Origin of the sequence: Streptococcus sp. GP0011, from assembly GCF_030546305.1 — a bacterium.
Lineage (GTDB): Bacteria > Bacillota > Bacilli > Lactobacillales > Streptococcaceae > Streptococcus.
Genome location: NZ_JAUONR010000001.1, coordinates 393,186 through 408,806 on the forward strand (window position 1 = coordinate 393,186; position 15,621 = coordinate 408,806).

Genomic DNA, 15,621 nt, shown 5'->3' on the forward strand with positions numbered 1-15,621 from the left:
CCACCATAAAGCAAAAAGCCTTGCAATCAAGGCTTTCATTATCCCTTTCGTTCAAAGGTTTCTAAGCTTTTACGAGCAGAGCGACACACTCAGCGGTTCGCTATCTCCGTTCTGTCTGCGTGCTAGCACTTGTCAATCACGGACAGCTATCGCATGGGCGGAAGTAAATGCTAATCTTCGTCGTTTTACTCCTTGACTAGCAAACTTACCGCCTCAACATGGTGCGTTTGAGGAAACAAATCCACCGGTTGGACTTTCTTCAACTCATATCCCAACTCTTGGTAGAGTTTGATATCACGCGCCATGGTTGCGACATTGCAGGAGATGTAAGCAATGCGGTCTGCTCCTGTTTGAGCGCTTGCTTTGATAAAGCTTTCGGTCAAACCCTTGCGTGGTGGGTCAACCAAGATAACAGTTGGTTGAATACCTTCCTTGAGCCAATACTTCATAGCATTTTCAGCTGTGTCACAGACATAGTGGGCGTTTGAGATATTGTTTAGTCGGGCATTCTTTTTGCTATTCTCGACTGCTTCTGCAATCACTTCAACACCGTAGACTTCTTTAACATGCTTTGCAACGGATAATCCAATCGTTCCAATCCCTGAATAGGCATCGATAACCACATCATCTGCTTTTAATCCTGCAAAGTCAATAGCTGTTTGATAAAGTTTCTCTGCCATTTCAGTATTGACCTGGTAAAAGGCTGGGCCAGCGATTTGGTAGTTATTTTCCAACATCTGATCCGTAATATAGCCTTGACCATAAAGAGTCTTCCACTCCTTACCAAAAATCGCATTGGTATTTCGGTCGTTGATATTTTGCATGACAGACACAATCTCTGGGAACTGCTTGATGACTTGTTCAATCAATTGCTCCACTCGGAAAACTTTCGGACGAGTTGTTACTAAAATGACCATGATTTGTCCTGAATAGTGCCCGCGACGCACCACAAGATTCCGAATTAAGCCAGACTGCTCCTTTTCATCATAAGGTTTCAAATCAAAACGACGGAGCAAATCGCGTAGAGCTACTACGACTTGGTCAATAACAGGATCCTGGATAAAGAAATCTTCAAGGGGCATAAGGTCGTGCGAATTCTTACGGAAAAAGCCAGTTTCCAAGACACCATTCACTCGACGAACGGGCACCTGTGCCTTATTTCGATACTTGACTGGATGGTCCATACCAAGCGTTTCCGCAACCTCTACATCAGCAATTCCTGCAATCTTGTAGAGACTGTCTTTGACTTGCTTACTTTTAAACTTGAGCTGCTCTGGATAGGCAAGATGCCCCAAGTCAGCGATTCCTGAACGTAGATAAGCTAGGTCAAGGTCTTGGTTACGATGCGGTGAATGTGTAAGGTATTCTTCAACTTTCCCATAGCCAATCTTTTTATTGACTTTAAGGACTCGCATGAGGATTTTCTCAGTTGGTAGAGCATTTTCTACAAAGAAAACCAAACCATCTACCTTGGCAACTCCTGCCCCTTCATGGGTCAAATCAACAATTTCAACTTCAACAATATCATTTTTCTTTAACATATTTTTCACTTTCTATCGGCCGACAAAAAAGACGGCAACATTTCTGTTACCATCTATTATATCATGAAATGACCTAAGCACCAAAACTCTTGAAGAAGTTGACAATAGCTTGCCAAAGGGAACTCAAAAAGTTGCCCCCGTCTTCCAGCGCTTTATTGGCATCAAAGTTGAGGTTGATATTCTTAAAACTATCTCCAGCTTGAGAGACAATGCTTTCCTTGAGGTCATTTAGGGTTTTCGTGAAATCAGCATTGTTCAAAATGTCACTCTTTGAAAGGTTTAATGCAAAATTGATGATGATATTGACCTGGTTTCCTGTTATAACCTGATCGAGTTTGTAGTTTTTTAGTGTGTCTTCTACAATTTTGCGGACATCTTCTTCTGTCAGATTGCCTTTGGCTTCTTTTGCCTTTGCGATTCCTGCCTTGATATCTGCCAAAGCCACATTGAGTTTATTGGCATCGTAGCCTGACTTGTCCTTGTTTTCAGCATTGATATCTGATAAGGCTTTTAGCTCCTCTTGGGCCAAGTCTTTATTGGCTTGCGGTACTTTAGCACCATTGGCCTCTAACGAGTAGTAAATCCCTGCTAGGGCGCTCTCTCCTGTAACTGGAATAGGAGCTGCAACTGTGATTTTGGCATGCTCCACTCCCAGCGTCACTGCTGCGTTACGGTACATATCTTGCGTCACCTTGGTGATATTTTCAGGCGTTTCAATCTTGACTTCTAGAGGCGACTTATCCCCCAGCTTTTGAATCTTGGCTGATGAATAGAGCTGTAGACTAGCATCATTAGCCACATTCATAATTTTCGAATAGATATCAGGTGTCATAGTTTTGATATCTTTGGTGTCTTTTGATGCGTCATAGCCAAGTTTGCTAAGAGTTTGATTTTTCTGGTCTTCAGATAGAGAAGAACCTAGAACATATTCAGGTTGAACATAGGTTTCATCAATTACTTTTTGAACATCGGTTGCTGCGTGGACGCTTGTCATAGCTGTTACAGCCCACAAAACTGCAGCACTTGTTAGAAAGAATTTCTTTCTCATGGGATATTCCCTCCTTTACCTTTCTAGGGTAATAAAACAATCTTAAAGAAAGCTTATAGCGAAAAACATCTGGTCAAACCAGATGCTTAAAAGAAATTAAAGAATTTCATGATATACAGGTTAAAGCGTACCTGTCTCGAGTAGTAATAATTTCCACCATTTTCATAGAGTTCTGCACCATGAAAGATAGAAATTGGGTTGATGTAGGTGTAGGTCTTCCCAGTGGTATTTCCAAGGATTGGAGCGACCGTTTCTCGGGAGTAACGCTTGGCTAATGCCAGAGTATTTTCCTTGCCATTCTGAGCGATAAAGTCGATATAGGCAGGTCCAAAATTATAGGCTTGAACGGCGGTCCAGACATCTACTCCTTTGCTCTGTGCCAAATAGAGATTATCTGTTAAAGTCTGTACCCCTTGGCGAATACTAGAGGCATCGTCTTTGATAGTATTGGTAGCGCCACTAGCAGACTCACTAGACTGCATGACATCTCGCTCTTTTCCCTTCGTTTCGGTATAAATCATGGCGAGCACCAACTCTTCATTGGCTGGAGTATCTCTTTCGCTCAAGATTTCTCGAACCATGGGTTGGTAGGTCATGACTTGTTTAACATCCTGATGGATATGATAAGCTTTATATCCTGCGAAAAGGAAGACTGCTAGCACAAGCACTCTTCTTATAAATTTAAACATTATTTACTTTGAATATCCTCGATATTTTTGATTAAGATAGAATAGGTTCCATTGTCATTCTGGATAAACTCAACAGACTCTGCGTCTTGGTAAACATTATTTGGAACGATGAGTTCAATTCCATTTGACAAGGAAAGTTTTTGGTTTTCAAATTTCTTGAGCTGACGACTGGCATCAATTTCATCGAACTGGACTGGTTCTGGTACGGCTTCCTTGACTTGGTCGATAAAGCTCAAACGAGCTGTCAAATTGTTGTCAAAAAGGTCATTAGCCAATTTTTCAGGTGACAGTTCATTGCTTTCTTCCAGATTGTTGAAAATCGCTGATTTGACCTTGGATTGAAATTGAAAATCATCTGTGTTAAAGGACTCTGCAATTCTCTGAGCCGTTTTTTCCAGTTCCTTGATAGATTTCTTTGGTGAAATCTTGGGAGCAACAGCTAGGAGATTTTCTGAAAAGTAATTCAAAAAAGTCCCATTGTACTTGATGCGTTTCTCGATGAGATGGTACTTGCGACTTTGGAGATTAACCACCAAAGCCTCGTCAGCTCCCGTTCCAAATCCAGGAAGGTTATTCTGAGTTAGCTTGATTGGGTTATCAACTTCTCCTCCGAGGTGGGTCAAGGTTTCCCGCAGGGCAATTCGCAAGAAAGCGAAATGCTCTACACCTTCTTTAGAAAACTCAACAAAAATCAAGTCATTGGTCTTGAGGTTTTCAGAAATACTGAACTCCTCTTTCCAGAGATTAGCCAGTGTTACTGATGTCTCCAACAAATCATCTGTGATGTGATTGAAGAAGGGATTTTCTTCTTCGAAAATCCCAGTCTTAGCTTCATCTGAATACACACGTTCAATTTTTTTGCGCAGGTATTCTTCGATTTTTGGAGTGATATTGAGAAATTTATCCGCTAGAAACAGCTCAGTATCATCTGGGCTGAACTGATGGATAATAGCTTTCTTAATATAAATGTCCATAAAAGTATTAGTCCTCGTATAGTGGGAAGGCATCTGTCAACGCTTTGACTTCACTTCTCACTTCTTCTAAGACAGCTTCATTTTCTGCATTCTTAAGGGTTTTAATGATGAGTTCAGCCACTTTACGGCTTTCTTCTTCACCAAATCCACGTGCAGTGATGGCTGCTGCTCCGATACGAATTCCACTTGTCTTGAATGGTGACAAGGTTTCGTATGGAATTGAGTTTTTATTTAGGGTAATATTAACTTCATCCAGCAAGTTTTGAGCCACTTTTCCGTTTTCTACAACCTTAGTCACATCCACTAGGAAGAGATGATTTTCAGTACCACCTGAGATGATACGGAAATCAGGGTCTTGCAAGAAGACTTCAACCATAGCCTTGCTGTTTTTGATGACATTAGCAGCATATTCCTTGAAGGCTGGGTCCAAAACTTCTTTGAATGAAACCGCCTTAGCAGCAACAACATGCTCTAAAGGACCGCCTTGAATACCTGGGAAAATAGCTGAGTTGATTTTCTTAGCTAGGTCCTCATCATTTGTCAAGATCAAACCACCACGCGGTCCACGAAGAGTCTTGTGGGTCGTTGTTGTAGTGATATGAGCGTATGGTACTGGGCTTGGATGAAGTCCAGCTGCAACCAAACCAGCGATATGGGCCATATCGACCATAAGCTTAGCCCCAACAGCATCTGCGATTTCACGGAATTTTGAGAAGTCGATAATTTGAGAATAAGCTGATGCACCTGCTACGATTAGTTTTGGTTTTACTTCTTGGGCTTGTTTCAAGATTGCATCAAAGTCCAAGAGTTCCGTTTCAGGATCCACACTGTAAGAAACAAAGTTGTAGGTTTGACCAGAGAAGCTAACTGGAGCTCCGTGGGTCAAGTGTCCACCTGCTGCCAAATCCATCCCCATAACGGTATCACCTGGCTCAATCAAGGCCATGTAAGCCGCACAGTTGGCTTGGCTTCCTGAGTGAGGTTGGACATTGGCGAATTTAGCACCGAAAATTTCTTTTGCACGTTCAATAGCTAGAGTTTCTACCACGTCTACTACATCAGTTCCACCATAATAACGACGTCCTGGGTAACCCTCGGCATATTTGTTTGTCAAGATAGACCCTTGAGCTGCCATAACAGCCTTGGAAACCACGTTTTCCGAAGCAATCAACTCGATATTGTTTTGTTGGCGTTCTTCTTCTTTGGCAATAGCATTCCAGAGATCAGCATCGTATGCTTTAAAATCGTCTTTGTCAAAAATCATAGGTCTTCTCCTTTATAGTGTGACTGGTCCTTTAGTTTTTTTTCAATAAGAAAATCAACTAAAAGATGCGAATAAACCGTTTCTGCACTTTATCACAAGTATAACCAACTTTTTCATAAAATGCATGAGCTCCCAGACGATGATCAGCAGAGTTTAAGCGGATAAACCCATAACCCCGTCTTTTTGCTTCTTGATCCAACCCTTGCAGTAAGTTTTTACCGATACCTTGCCCTTGTGCTTGAGGTGAAACCGCTAAGCCTAAGATATTAAATCCTGCTTTGGAATAGAGGGATTCATAAACTTCAGCATGGACATATCCAAGTAGGACATGGCTGACTTCATCCTCATAACCAAGTAGGAAATGATGAGAATCCTGAGACAGTCTAGCTAGTTGACTAGCTGTGTCCTCTGAACTAAAAGAGTAGCCCAAAGCCTCTTGGTTAATCTCACATATAGCATGCACATCTGTTTCTTGCAAATCTCTTAGCATCTCATTCCTCCTCAAAAGAAATCTCTGGCAACCGAGCAAGAATATCTTCTCGCTTAATCGCCCCCTGGCGTAAGATTTTCACCTTATCTCCAGACAAATCCAAAATCGTCGAATCCTGTCCAGTTAAAGAAGCATCGTCCTCCAGACCCAGAACCTCTTGGTCAAAATCCTCTAGAATTTGAGCAAACGTCACTCCACTCGCCTGACCCGAGATATTGGCAGACGGCCCAATCAAAGGACCTGTCTCTCGAATCAAATCAAGTGTAATGGGGTGACTCGGCATCCGAAATCCGACAGTTGCAAGACCAGAGTTGACCCAATAAGGAACTCGGTCATTGGCTTCGAGGATAATGGTCAAGGGACCCGGTAAAAAGGCCTCTACAAGCTTTTGTAGATAAGTTGGCTGATTCTTTGAAAAGTGCAAGATGTCCTCTAGAGAAGCGACATTAAGATTGAGTGCCTTATCTCTAGGACGACGTTTGAGTTGGTAAACATGGTCGACAGCTTTTTCGTCTAAGGCCTTAGCAAAGAGACCATAAACTGTCTCTGTAGGCAAAACAACAGCTCCGCCCTTTTCCAACTCTTGTCTAATCCTGTCCATCATCAACTACAACCATCCTATCTTGACCAAATTGGTCCTTGAGTGTTCGTACTCGTTTTTCAGGAAGATGTTTCCTAAAAAGCGCAGGAACACTTTGACCTTGCTTGTATCCAATTTCAAGGTAAATCTTACCACCATCTGCGAGATAGTCTTTTGCATCTTCCGCAATTCTGCGATAAATAGCTAGGCCATCCTCATCTGCAAAAAGAGCTAGATGAGGCTCCGAATGTAAAACATTCAAACCGACCTCTGACTCATCTTCACGAGAGATATAGGGTGGATTGGATACAATTATATCATATTTTTCAGAAATTTCTGCAAAACAATCAGATTTTTTGAAAAATATATTAAGATTTTGATTTTTGGCATTCTCAGATGCAAGCTGCAAAGCCTCTTGTGAAATATCTGCTGCTGTCACTGACCAATCTGGTCTGTTTTTTGCTAGTGCGAGGGCTATGGCACCACTTCCAGTTCCAATATCTAGGACCTTAAGATTTTCCTCAGGATTTTCTGTGAGGATGAGTTCCACCAACTCTTCTGTCTCTGGACGAGGAATCAAAACCCGCTCATCTACTTTTAACTGCATTCCAAAAAATTCTGCGTGACCAATGATGTACTGCGCCGGTTTGTGAGCCACTAACTGCTGGTAAATTTCTTCTACAAAATTTTCTTCCTCTTTTGTCACTTCCTGCTGAAGAGCAAAGACAAAGTCCGTAAAAGAGAGATTTTTTAGGCTACGGTAGACAAAAGAGAGGCTTTCTGCTTCCTCTCCTTGTCTTATCAACTCTTCTTCAAAATCTGAAAATAATTGAGCTAGTTTCATTATTTATTTAATTCTTCTAATTTTTGTGTTTGGTCATAGAGCACTAAGGCATCCACAACTTCATCCAATTTACCAGACAAGATGGTATCTAGTTTTTGGAGGGTCAATCCAATACGGTGGTCTGTGACACGGTTTTGTGGGAAATTGTAAGTACGGATACGTTCTGAACGGTCACCAGTACCGATTGTCGACTTACGCTCAGCGTCTTGTTCATCTTGGGCAATCTGAGCAAAATGGTCAGCCACACGCGCACGAATAATCTTCATAGCCTTCTCACGGTTTTTCTGCTGGGTACGTTCTTCCTGCATCTCAACCTTGATATTGGTCGGCAAGTGAACAATACGAACGGCAGTCGCAACCTTGTTGACGTTCTGACCACCAGCACCAGATGCGTGGTAGATGTCAACACGAAGGTCTTTTGGATCAATATCGTACTCTACTTCTTCCACTTCAGGCATGATTAGAACTGTCGCTGTTGAGGTGTGGACACGGCCTTGGCTCTCTGTCACAGGGACACGTTGCACACGATGTGCACCAGACTCATACTTAAGCTTAGAGTAAACGGACTGACCGGAAACCATGGCTACGACTTCTTTGAAACCACCTACGCCGTTCATTGAGGCTTCCATAACTTCAAAGCGCCAGCCTTGGGTTTCCGCATACTTTTGGTACATAGTTAGCAAATCTCCAGCGAAGAGGGCTGCTTCGTCTCCACCAGCTGCCCCACGGATTTCAAGGATGATGTTCTTGTCATCGTTTGGATCCTTTGGAAGGAGCAAGATTTTTAGTTTTTCTTCATATTCTTCTTTTTCAGCCTTGGCATCTTTGAGTTCTTGCTTGGCCATTTCTTCCAAGTCTGCATCTCCGCCTGATTCCTTAATCATCTCTTCAGCATCAACGATGTTTTGAAGGACTTGCTTGTACTCACGGTAAGCTGTTACCGTATCACGAGTAGAAGCTTCTTCTTTCGAAAGCTCCATGAAACGCTTGGTGTCTGAGACGACATCTGGGTCACTGAGCAATTCTCCTAGTTCTTCATAACGGTCTTCTACAGCTTGTAGTTGATCATAGATGTTCATTTTTTCTCCTTAGTTCTCAATTGTTAGATCATAGATTGCTACTACTTCGTTCTCAAATATTTCCCCAGTTTCTTTAAATCCATAACTGAGGTAACAAGATCTTGCATGTTCATTTTCTGGTTCATAAGACAACCAAAGTTTATTGCCTAAACCTGCTGGCGCTGTCTGAACATAGTCCTGCACTTTATCCATAATTGGTTTAAAATATCCTTGATTTTGAAAATTCTTATCAATCATAAAACGAAATAGTAAATAATTTCCACTACTAATTCCGATCTTTTTATCATAAGCTATCATCACAAAACCTATAATTGCATCATTATCATAAACTGCCAATGGAGCTACAAAATCTCCATTTTTAGTGTAGACATATGCTTCAGCTAAACTAATTGCGTTGGTTGCAATGAATTGCTTTTGATATTCCTTGACATCCAAATTCAAAACATCAAAATAATTTTCCATTGCAACATCTCTTAGTTCAATTGTCATAGTTATGCTCCTTGTTAGATGCTATCATTGGCGCAAAATAATGTTTTCGGCAGACTGAGATATAGGTTTCATTGCCACCTATTTGAATTTGTTCACCATCATAGACTGGCACACCATCCTGCGTACGCAATACCATAGTCGCCTTTTTCTTACAGTACTGACAAATGGTCTTGATTTCGTCAATCTTGTCTGCTAAGAGCAAGAGGTATTTGGAACCTTCGAACAATTCATTACGAAAGTCATTCTTCAAACCAAAAGCCATGACAGGTATGTCTAACTCATCAACAACACGAGCTAGGTCGTAAACATGGTGACGCTTGAGAAACTGGGCCTCATCAACCAACACACAGTAAGGTTTTTCAGGTAAGTTTCGGATATAGCCGAAGATATCCGTCGTTTCCTCAATCGCAATGGCTGGGCGTTTCATGCCAATCCGACTAGATACATAGCCAACACCGTCACGTGTATCCAGAGCCGAAGTCATAATCACAACTCCCTTTCCTTGCTCCTCGTAGTTATAGGCCACCTTGAGAATCTCAATCGTCTTACCAGAGTTCATGGTCCCATAACGATAATACAACTGTGCCATGCTTCTATTTCACGTCCATTTCTAAATTTTTGCTACATTCTAGTATATCATAATTTTCTGAAGCTTTAAACGGCAAAATGTGGTAAAATAGAAGAAATCAAAAACTAGCGGAGGAAGCTATTATGCCATTTGTACGCATCGATTTATTTGAAGGTCGCACGCTCGAGCAAAAGAAAGCTCTTGCTAAGGAAGTAACGGAAGCTGTTGTCCGTAACACTGGAGCCCCTCAATCAGCCGTTCATGTCATCATCAACGACATGCCAGAAGGAACCTACTTTCCTCAAGGAGAAATGCGCACCAAATAATCCAGCTTAAGCAGAATTGCTTAGGCTTTTTCAATCTCCAAGTAGCATCCATTGAAGAAATAGTCTAATTTTGTTACAATTTGAAGAGATGCTTGGATACATATCCAAAGAAAAGAAATACAAAAGGAATTAGTATGATTACACGTGAATTTGATACCATCGCTGCTATCTCTACTCCACTAGGTGAAGGAGCCATTGGTATTGTCCGCCTGAGCGGAACAGATAGTTTTGCTATTGCCCAAAAGATTTTTAAAGGAAAAGACTTGAGCAAGGTTGCAAGCCATACTCTCAACTACGGACATATCGCTGACCCTCAAACTGGTAAGGTCATGGACGAGGTTATGGTTGGAGCTATGAAGTCTCCAAAGACCTTCACTCGTGAGGATATTATCGAGATTAACACTCACGGTGGGATTGCGGTAACCAATGAGATTCTCCAGTTAGCTATCCGTGAAGGAGCTCGGTTGGCTGAACCTGGTGAATTTACCAAGCGCGCCTTTCTAAACGGTCGTGTAGATTTGACACAGGCTGAAGCGGTGATGGACATCATCCGCGCCAAGACAGACAAGGCCATGAATATTGCAGTCAAACAATTGGACGGTTCTCTTTCTGACCTCATTAATAATACTCGCCAAGAAATCCTCAATACACTTGCCCAAGTTGAGGTCAATATCGACTATCCTGAGTATGACGATGTTGAGGAAGCTACTACTGCAGTCGTCCGTGAGAAAACTATGGAGTTTGAGCAATTGCTAACCAATCTCCTTAGAACAGCTCGTCGTGGTAAAATCCTTCGTGAGGGAATTTCAACTGCTATCATCGGACGTCCCAACGTTGGGAAATCGAGCCTCCTCAACAACCTCTTGCGTGAGGACAAGGCCATCGTTACAGACATCGCTGGTACGACACGAGATGTTATCGAAGAATACGTCAACATCAATGGTGTTCCTCTCAAATTGATTGATACAGCTGGTATTCGAGAAACAGATGATATCGTGGAGCAGATCGGTGTTGAGCGTTCGAGAAAAGCCCTCAAGGAAGCTGACTTGGTACTACTAGTATTAAATGCCAGTGAGCCACTGACCTCCCAAGATCGCCAACTCTTAGAAATCAGCCAAGATACCAACCGCATTATTCTACTTAATAAAACGGATCTGCCTGAAGCGATTGAAACTTCGGAACTACCTGAAGATGTCATCCGTATTTCAGTTCTTAAAAACCAAAACATCGATAAGATTGAAGAGCGCATCAACAATCTCTTCTTTGAAAATGCTGGTTTGGTCGAGCAAGATGCTACTTACCTATCTAATGCCCGTCATATTTCCTTGATTGAAAAGGCCGTTGAAAGCTTACAAGCTGTTAATGAAGGGCTGGAACTGGGGATGCCAGTTGATTTGCTTCAAGTTGACTTGACCCGTACTTGGGAAATTCTCGGAGAAATCACTGGAGATGCCGCACCTGATGAACTCATCACCCAACTCTTTAGCCAATTCTGTTTAGGAAAATAAGAAAAATCCATGATCCTTCTTGCGGTCATGGATTTTATTGTCTTTATTAGTAATCTGGTCTAAGGACACCTGTTACAGTTGCCTTAGTTGCTTCGTAGTCGCCATCTACGACAACTTTGATAATGCGTTTAGCATCTTCTTCTGGTGCTGGAACTAGAGGTAATCGAGTTGGTCCAGCTTCGAATCCCATATAGTTAAGGACCGCCTTAACTGGAGCAGGACTTGGATAAGAGAAGAGGGCATTGACTTTAGGAATGAATTTACGCTGAATAGCTGCAGCTTTCTTCATATCGCTTTCTGCAATGGCAGTAAACATCTCGTGCATCTCATCTCCATTTGTATGGGAGGCAACAGAAATAACCCCATCCGCACCAAGGTTCATGGCATGGAAGGCATCTCCATCTTCACCTGTATAAATCAAGAACTCTTCTGGCTTGTGCTCAATCAAGTAAGCCATATTAGCCAAGCTGGTACATTCTTTAACACCGATGATATTTGGGTGGTCAGCCAAGCGAAGCATGGTTTCTGGAGTTAATTCAACAACTACACGCCCTGGAATGTTATAAATGATAATAGGTAAATCTGATGCATCTGCAATAGCTTTAAAGTGCTGATACATGCCTTCTTGAGAAGGTTTGTTGTAGTATGGTACGATCGCAAGTCCAGCAGCGAAGCCACCAAAGTCTGCTACTTCTTTGACAAACTCGATCGAGTCACGTGTATCATTGGTACCTACACCCGCAATCAAAGGAACACGTCCATTAACAATCTTTTGTACAGCCGCAAAGAGTTCCAACTCCTCATCGTGGGTCAAGGTCGGACTCTCAGCAGTCGTTCCAGCTAGAAGAATGCCGTCTGTGTGATGGGCCAATAAATGCTCAATCAAGGCTGGAATGGCATCAAAGTTGATGGAGCCATCCTCATGGAAAGGGGTAATAAAGGCCGTGATGATTTTACACTCTTTTAAATCTTGATAAGACATGAGAAACACCTCTCTATTTCAAAGAAGGAGTTCATCTGAACTCCTAAACGATATGACTATTTTAATTCAAATTTCAACTCAGCTGTTGGACGAACCAATCCACGTTCATGAAGCGTTTCTGCAATCTGAACTGAGTTCCAGGCAGCACCTTTGAGAAGGTTATCTGAAACAACCCACATGTGGATTCCTTTTTCTGCATCCAAGTCTTTACGGATACGACCAACAAAGGTATCACGTGAACCAACTGCATTGATGGCTTGTGGATAGATTTGATGAGCTACATCATCTTCAAGAACTGCACCTGGGAAGGCTGCGATAGCTGCTTTCACTTCTTCGATTGGGGCCACTTCTTTTGTTTCGATATAAACTGACTCAGAGTGAGCTGATAAGACTGGAATACGAACACATGTTGCAGACACTGCGATGCTGTCATCTTCCATGATTTTCTTCGTTTCCTTGGTCATCTTCATCTCTTCGTAAGTGTAATCATTGTCTGTGAAGACATCGATTTGCGGAAGAGCGTTAAAGGCGATAGGATAGTGTTTCTTGTCACCACCTGAAGGCAAGATTTCCGCATGCAAATCACGTGGATTCACACCATCATTCAAGACTTCACGAAGTTCACGTTGTGTTTCAAGAATCGCTCCCATACCTGCACCAGAGACTGCTTGGTAAGTTGAAACGATGATACGATCCAAGCCCCATGTTTGACGAACAGGCTCAAGAGCCACCATCATTTGGATTGTTGAACAGTTAGGGCAGGCAATGATTCCGTTGTGGGCATCAAGTGCATGAGCATTGACCTCTGGAACAACCAAAGGAACATCTGGATTTTGACGGAAATAAGATGTGTTATCTACTACTACTGCCCCAGCTTGAACTGCGTATGGTGCATACTTAGCTGATGTCGAACCACCTGCTGAGAAGAGTGCAATATCAACACCCTCAAAGGCTGTCTCAGTTGTTTCTTCAATCGTAATATCTTGGTCTTTAAATTTCAAAGTTTTGCCTGCTGAACGTGCAGAAGCAAGGTAACGAATTTTATCGATTGGAAGTGTTGATTCTTCCAACATTTTTATCATCTGAGCTCCGACAGCACCTGTCGCGCCGACTACAGCAACTGTATATCCCATAAATAACCTCTTTCGGAATTTTCTAAAAATTTCTATAATAGATGTATTATACTACTTTTTCCAGAAATTGAAAAGCATTTTTGGGTTATATTTTCTGAAAATTAAAAATCCCTAGTCATTGACCAGGGACTAAGAGGCATCTTCATGTGATGAGCAGGTTCACACAACTCATCAAGGTCCGCTCCTGCGTTATGACCTCCTTATGCTCAATAGCAGTCCGAAGACTGCCTATCGACTCATCGCATCTACTATTCTACTAGATAGAGTCACTTTTGTCAACATCCAAAACTCTTGGGCTTCATTTTCATAGAGGTATAAGAAAAGCCTTGGTCTCCCAAGGTCATTTTGTTTCTATCATGCTAATTGCCGGGATTGAACCGGCGACCTCATCCTTACCATGGATGCGCTCTGCCAACTGAGCTAAATCAGCTTACCTAAAAAGTATACTATAGTTCTATGTTCTTGTCAAGCGCTCTCTTTTAATTTTATGGAATGAAAAAAGCTAGATTTAGCAAGAATCTAGCTTATAAACTTCTTATTTTGTTAGATCGATTCGCTGTCCCAATTTACCAATCAAAATCGCTCCCACTATAAGTGATGCAAACTCACCAATTCCAGTAGAGAACCATGTGAAGAAGAAGGGAGCTTCTGTCAAGATATGGAGTTCAGCTGCAATGGTAATCATTGAAATGGAGAAGAGGATTGAAAAGAAGAAATGATCTTTTCGAATCAATCCGTTAAAGAGGTAATCTTTGCTGTATTTTGCAAAGAGCAATACCCCTAGACTAAGGAAAACTAGGGTAGAACCTCCACCGACAAAGACATCTATTAGGCCAAAACTACTAAATAAATTAGCAATCATACATCCAATTGTCACACCGATGATATATTTAGGGTTGTAAAAGGCCAAGAAATTCAACATTTCTGAAATACGGAACTGATACGCCCCAAAACTAAGAACATTGATTGGTGGCGTAATAGTCAAAACTACATAAATAGCAGCAACAATGGCAATATCTGCCATGTCACGAACAGTTAATTTTTTCATGTTTTCTCCTTTGGCGGTTTCCCGCGTAAAATATGCTTGGTGAAAGAAGCTAAGCACCAAGGGTTGAGGTTATCAACCTTACTAGTATAGCACATTAGCCCGCTTTATGCTATACTAAAATCATGAAAAGACTAATAAAAGCTTTCTTTGATAACGAGATTCTCTCCTACCTATTTTTTGGTGGTGCTACTACTCTGGTTTCTATTTCATCACGTTTGGTTATTTACCATATCAGCCACCAGGAATTCCTCGCAACTGCCCTCGCAAATATTATTGGGATTCTCTTCGCCTTTCTCACAAATGATACAATCGTCTTTAAACAAGTGAGAAGGAATTGGCCGACTCGCCTGGCTAAGTTTTTCTTAGCTCGTCTCTCTACTCTTGGACTGGACCTTCTTTTAACTTATATCTTTGTTACAACCTTTCCTGATGTTATTGGCCAGTTTGTTGAATATAATATAGATAGGGTTAATATGATTGAAACTATCCTAGCACAAATTTTGATCATCATTTTAAACTATATTTTCAGTAAAATCTATATTTTTAAAAGGGACAACTGACCGCTTTGAGGATTCAAGTTGCTTTTTGTCACATTTTAGGATATAATAAATTAGAAATTTAGGAAAGGACATTATGAAAATGTTAAAGGATTTAAAAGAATTCTTGCTTCGTGGTAATGTTGTTGACCTTGCTGTCGGTGTAATCATTGCCTCTGCTTTTGGTGCTATCGTTACTTCATTTGTTAATGATATCATCACTCCACTCCTATTGAACCCAGCCTTGGAAGCTGCGCAAGTACAAAACATCGCTGAGCTTGCATGGAATGGTGTTACATATGGTAAATTCTTGAGCGCTGTTATCAACTTCCTTGTTGTGGGTACAGTTCTCTTCTTCGTTATCAAAGGTATTGAAAAAGCTCAAAACCTTCGTAAGAAAGAGGAAGTGGTTGAGGAAGCACCTGCTGCTCCAACTGAACTTGAAGTTCTTCAAGAAATCAAAGCTCTTCTTGAGAAAAAATAAAACAGATAAAGGATCTAGCTTAAAGCTAAATCCTTTTT

18 protein-coding genes, 1 tRNA gene and 1 riboswitch are annotated in these 15,621 nt (G+C 41.5%); of the genes, 4 read left to right on the plus strand and 15 right to left on the minus strand.

Features of this window, described 5'->3' with window-relative positions; translation table 11 throughout:
* Positions 1–185: 185 nt before the first annotated feature.
* The 11 genes from rlmD to Q4443_RS02040 all read right to left on the minus strand — a co-directional run bounded on the left by rlmD (position 186) and on the right by Q4443_RS02040 (position 9,587).
* Positions 186–1,541, minus strand: coding sequence for a 23S rRNA (uracil(1939)-C(5))-methyltransferase RlmD (rlmD, locus tag Q4443_RS01990; RefSeq protein WP_049518641.1), 1,356 nt, complete (start codon positions 1,539–1,541; stop codon positions 186–188).
* 73 nt (positions 1,542–1,614) lie between these two features.
* Complete coding sequence (locus Q4443_RS01995) at positions 1,615–2,589, minus strand: DUF1002 domain-containing protein (protein WP_049518639.1); 975 nt, start codon at positions 2,587–2,589, stop codon at positions 1,615–1,617.
* Between the two features lie 86 nt (positions 2,590–2,675).
* Positions 2,676–3,278 carry a lysozyme family protein gene (locus tag Q4443_RS02000; protein WP_004240129.1) on the minus strand — a complete coding sequence of 201 codons (603 nt, stop codon included), beginning with the start codon at positions 3,276–3,278 and terminating at the stop codon, positions 2,676–2,678.
* Complete coding sequence (locus Q4443_RS02005) at positions 3,278–4,252, minus strand: nucleoid-associated protein (protein ID WP_049518637.1); 975 nt, start codon at positions 4,250–4,252, stop codon at positions 3,278–3,280. Before Q4443_RS02005 ends, Q4443_RS02000 begins: the two co-directional genes overlap by 1 nt.
* A gap of 7 nt (positions 4,253–4,259) precedes the next feature.
* Positions 4,260–5,516: a serine hydroxymethyltransferase gene (gene glyA / locus Q4443_RS02010; protein ID WP_033629805.1), complete on the minus strand. Its 1,257-nt coding sequence runs from the start codon at positions 5,514–5,516 to the stop codon at positions 4,260–4,262.
* Between the two features lie 58 nt (positions 5,517–5,574).
* Entirely contained in the window at positions 5,575–6,006 is a 432-nt protein-coding gene (locus tag Q4443_RS02015; protein WP_038805300.1) for a GNAT family N-acetyltransferase, read from the minus strand.
* A 1-nt stretch (position 6,007) separates the two neighbouring features.
* On the minus strand, positions 6,008–6,610 hold the full coding sequence (locus tag Q4443_RS02020) for an L-threonylcarbamoyladenylate synthase (protein WP_042902299.1): 603 nt from the start codon (positions 6,608–6,610) through the stop codon (positions 6,008–6,010).
* On the minus strand, positions 6,594–7,430 hold the full coding sequence (gene prmC / locus Q4443_RS02025) for a peptide chain release factor N(5)-glutamine methyltransferase (protein ID WP_042902300.1): 837 nt from the start codon (positions 7,428–7,430) through the stop codon (positions 6,594–6,596). Before prmC ends, Q4443_RS02020 begins: the two co-directional genes overlap by 17 nt.
* The gene (gene prfA / locus Q4443_RS02030) at positions 7,430–8,509 is read right to left on the minus strand and encodes a peptide chain release factor 1 (RefSeq protein WP_042902301.1); all 1,080 of its coding nucleotides are present in this window, start codon (positions 8,507–8,509) and stop codon (positions 7,430–7,432) included. The genes prmC and prfA overlap by 1 nt, the downstream gene beginning before the upstream one ends.
* 9 nt (positions 8,510–8,518) lie before the next feature.
* Complete coding sequence (locus tag Q4443_RS02035; RefSeq protein WP_049484423.1) at positions 8,519–8,998, minus strand: GNAT family N-acetyltransferase; 480 nt, start codon at positions 8,996–8,998, stop codon at positions 8,519–8,521.
* On the minus strand, positions 8,988–9,587 hold the full coding sequence (locus tag Q4443_RS02040) for a thymidine kinase (RefSeq protein ID WP_000068134.1): 600 nt from the start codon (positions 9,585–9,587) through the stop codon (positions 8,988–8,990). The genes Q4443_RS02035 and Q4443_RS02040 overlap by 11 nt, the downstream gene beginning before the upstream one ends.
* 122 nt (positions 9,588–9,709) lie before the next feature.
* Between Q4443_RS02040 and Q4443_RS02045 the strand changes: the two genes are divergently transcribed.
* Entirely contained in the window at positions 9,710–9,892 is a 183-nt protein-coding gene (locus tag Q4443_RS02045; protein WP_001117401.1) for a 4-oxalocrotonate tautomerase, read from the plus strand.
* Positions 9,893–10,026: 134 nt separating this feature from the next.
* Positions 10,027–11,400: a tRNA uridine-5-carboxymethylaminomethyl(34) synthesis GTPase MnmE gene (mnmE, locus tag Q4443_RS02050; RefSeq protein ID WP_044020826.1), complete on the plus strand. Its 1,374-nt coding sequence runs from the start codon at positions 10,027–10,029 to the stop codon at positions 11,398–11,400.
* A gap of 46 nt (positions 11,401–11,446) precedes the next feature.
* On the opposite strand, the gene dapA is transcribed toward mnmE, so the two are convergent.
* From dapA to Q4443_RS02070, 4 genes are all read right to left on the minus strand, one after another.
* Positions 11,447–12,382 (minus strand): 4-hydroxy-tetrahydrodipicolinate synthase, encoded by a 936-nt coding sequence (gene dapA / locus Q4443_RS02055; RefSeq protein WP_000121600.1) that lies wholly within the window; start codon positions 12,380–12,382, stop codon positions 11,447–11,449.
* Between the two features lie 56 nt (positions 12,383–12,438).
* The gene (locus Q4443_RS02060) at positions 12,439–13,515 is read right to left on the minus strand and encodes an aspartate-semialdehyde dehydrogenase (RefSeq protein WP_000542496.1); all 1,077 of its coding nucleotides are present in this window, start codon (positions 13,513–13,515) and stop codon (positions 12,439–12,441) included.
* A 357-nt stretch (positions 13,516–13,872) separates the two neighbouring features.
* Positions 13,873–13,945, minus strand: a tRNA-Thr gene (locus Q4443_RS02065).
* A 105-nt stretch (positions 13,946–14,050) separates the two neighbouring features.
* The gene (locus Q4443_RS02070; protein WP_000737303.1) at positions 14,051–14,563 is read right to left on the minus strand and encodes a QueT transporter family protein; all 513 of its coding nucleotides are present in this window, start codon (positions 14,561–14,563) and stop codon (positions 14,051–14,053) included.
* Positions 14,561–14,657: riboswitch (PreQ1 riboswitch) on the minus strand. It overlaps the preceding gene by 3 nt.
* A gap of 28 nt (positions 14,658–14,685) precedes the next feature.
* Here Q4443_RS02070 and Q4443_RS02075 point away from each other — a divergent pair.
* Both Q4443_RS02075 and mscL read left to right on the plus strand, forming a co-directional pair.
* Positions 14,686–15,123, plus strand: coding sequence for a GtrA family protein (locus tag Q4443_RS02075; protein WP_044020828.1), 438 nt, complete (start codon positions 14,686–14,688; stop codon positions 15,121–15,123).
* Positions 15,124–15,202: 79 nt separating this feature from the next.
* Positions 15,203–15,583, plus strand: a complete 381-nt coding sequence (gene mscL, locus Q4443_RS02080; RefSeq protein ID WP_033629813.1) for a large conductance mechanosensitive channel protein MscL — start codon at positions 15,203–15,205, stop codon at positions 15,581–15,583.
* The last annotated feature ends 38 nt before the right edge of the window (positions 15,584–15,621 follow it).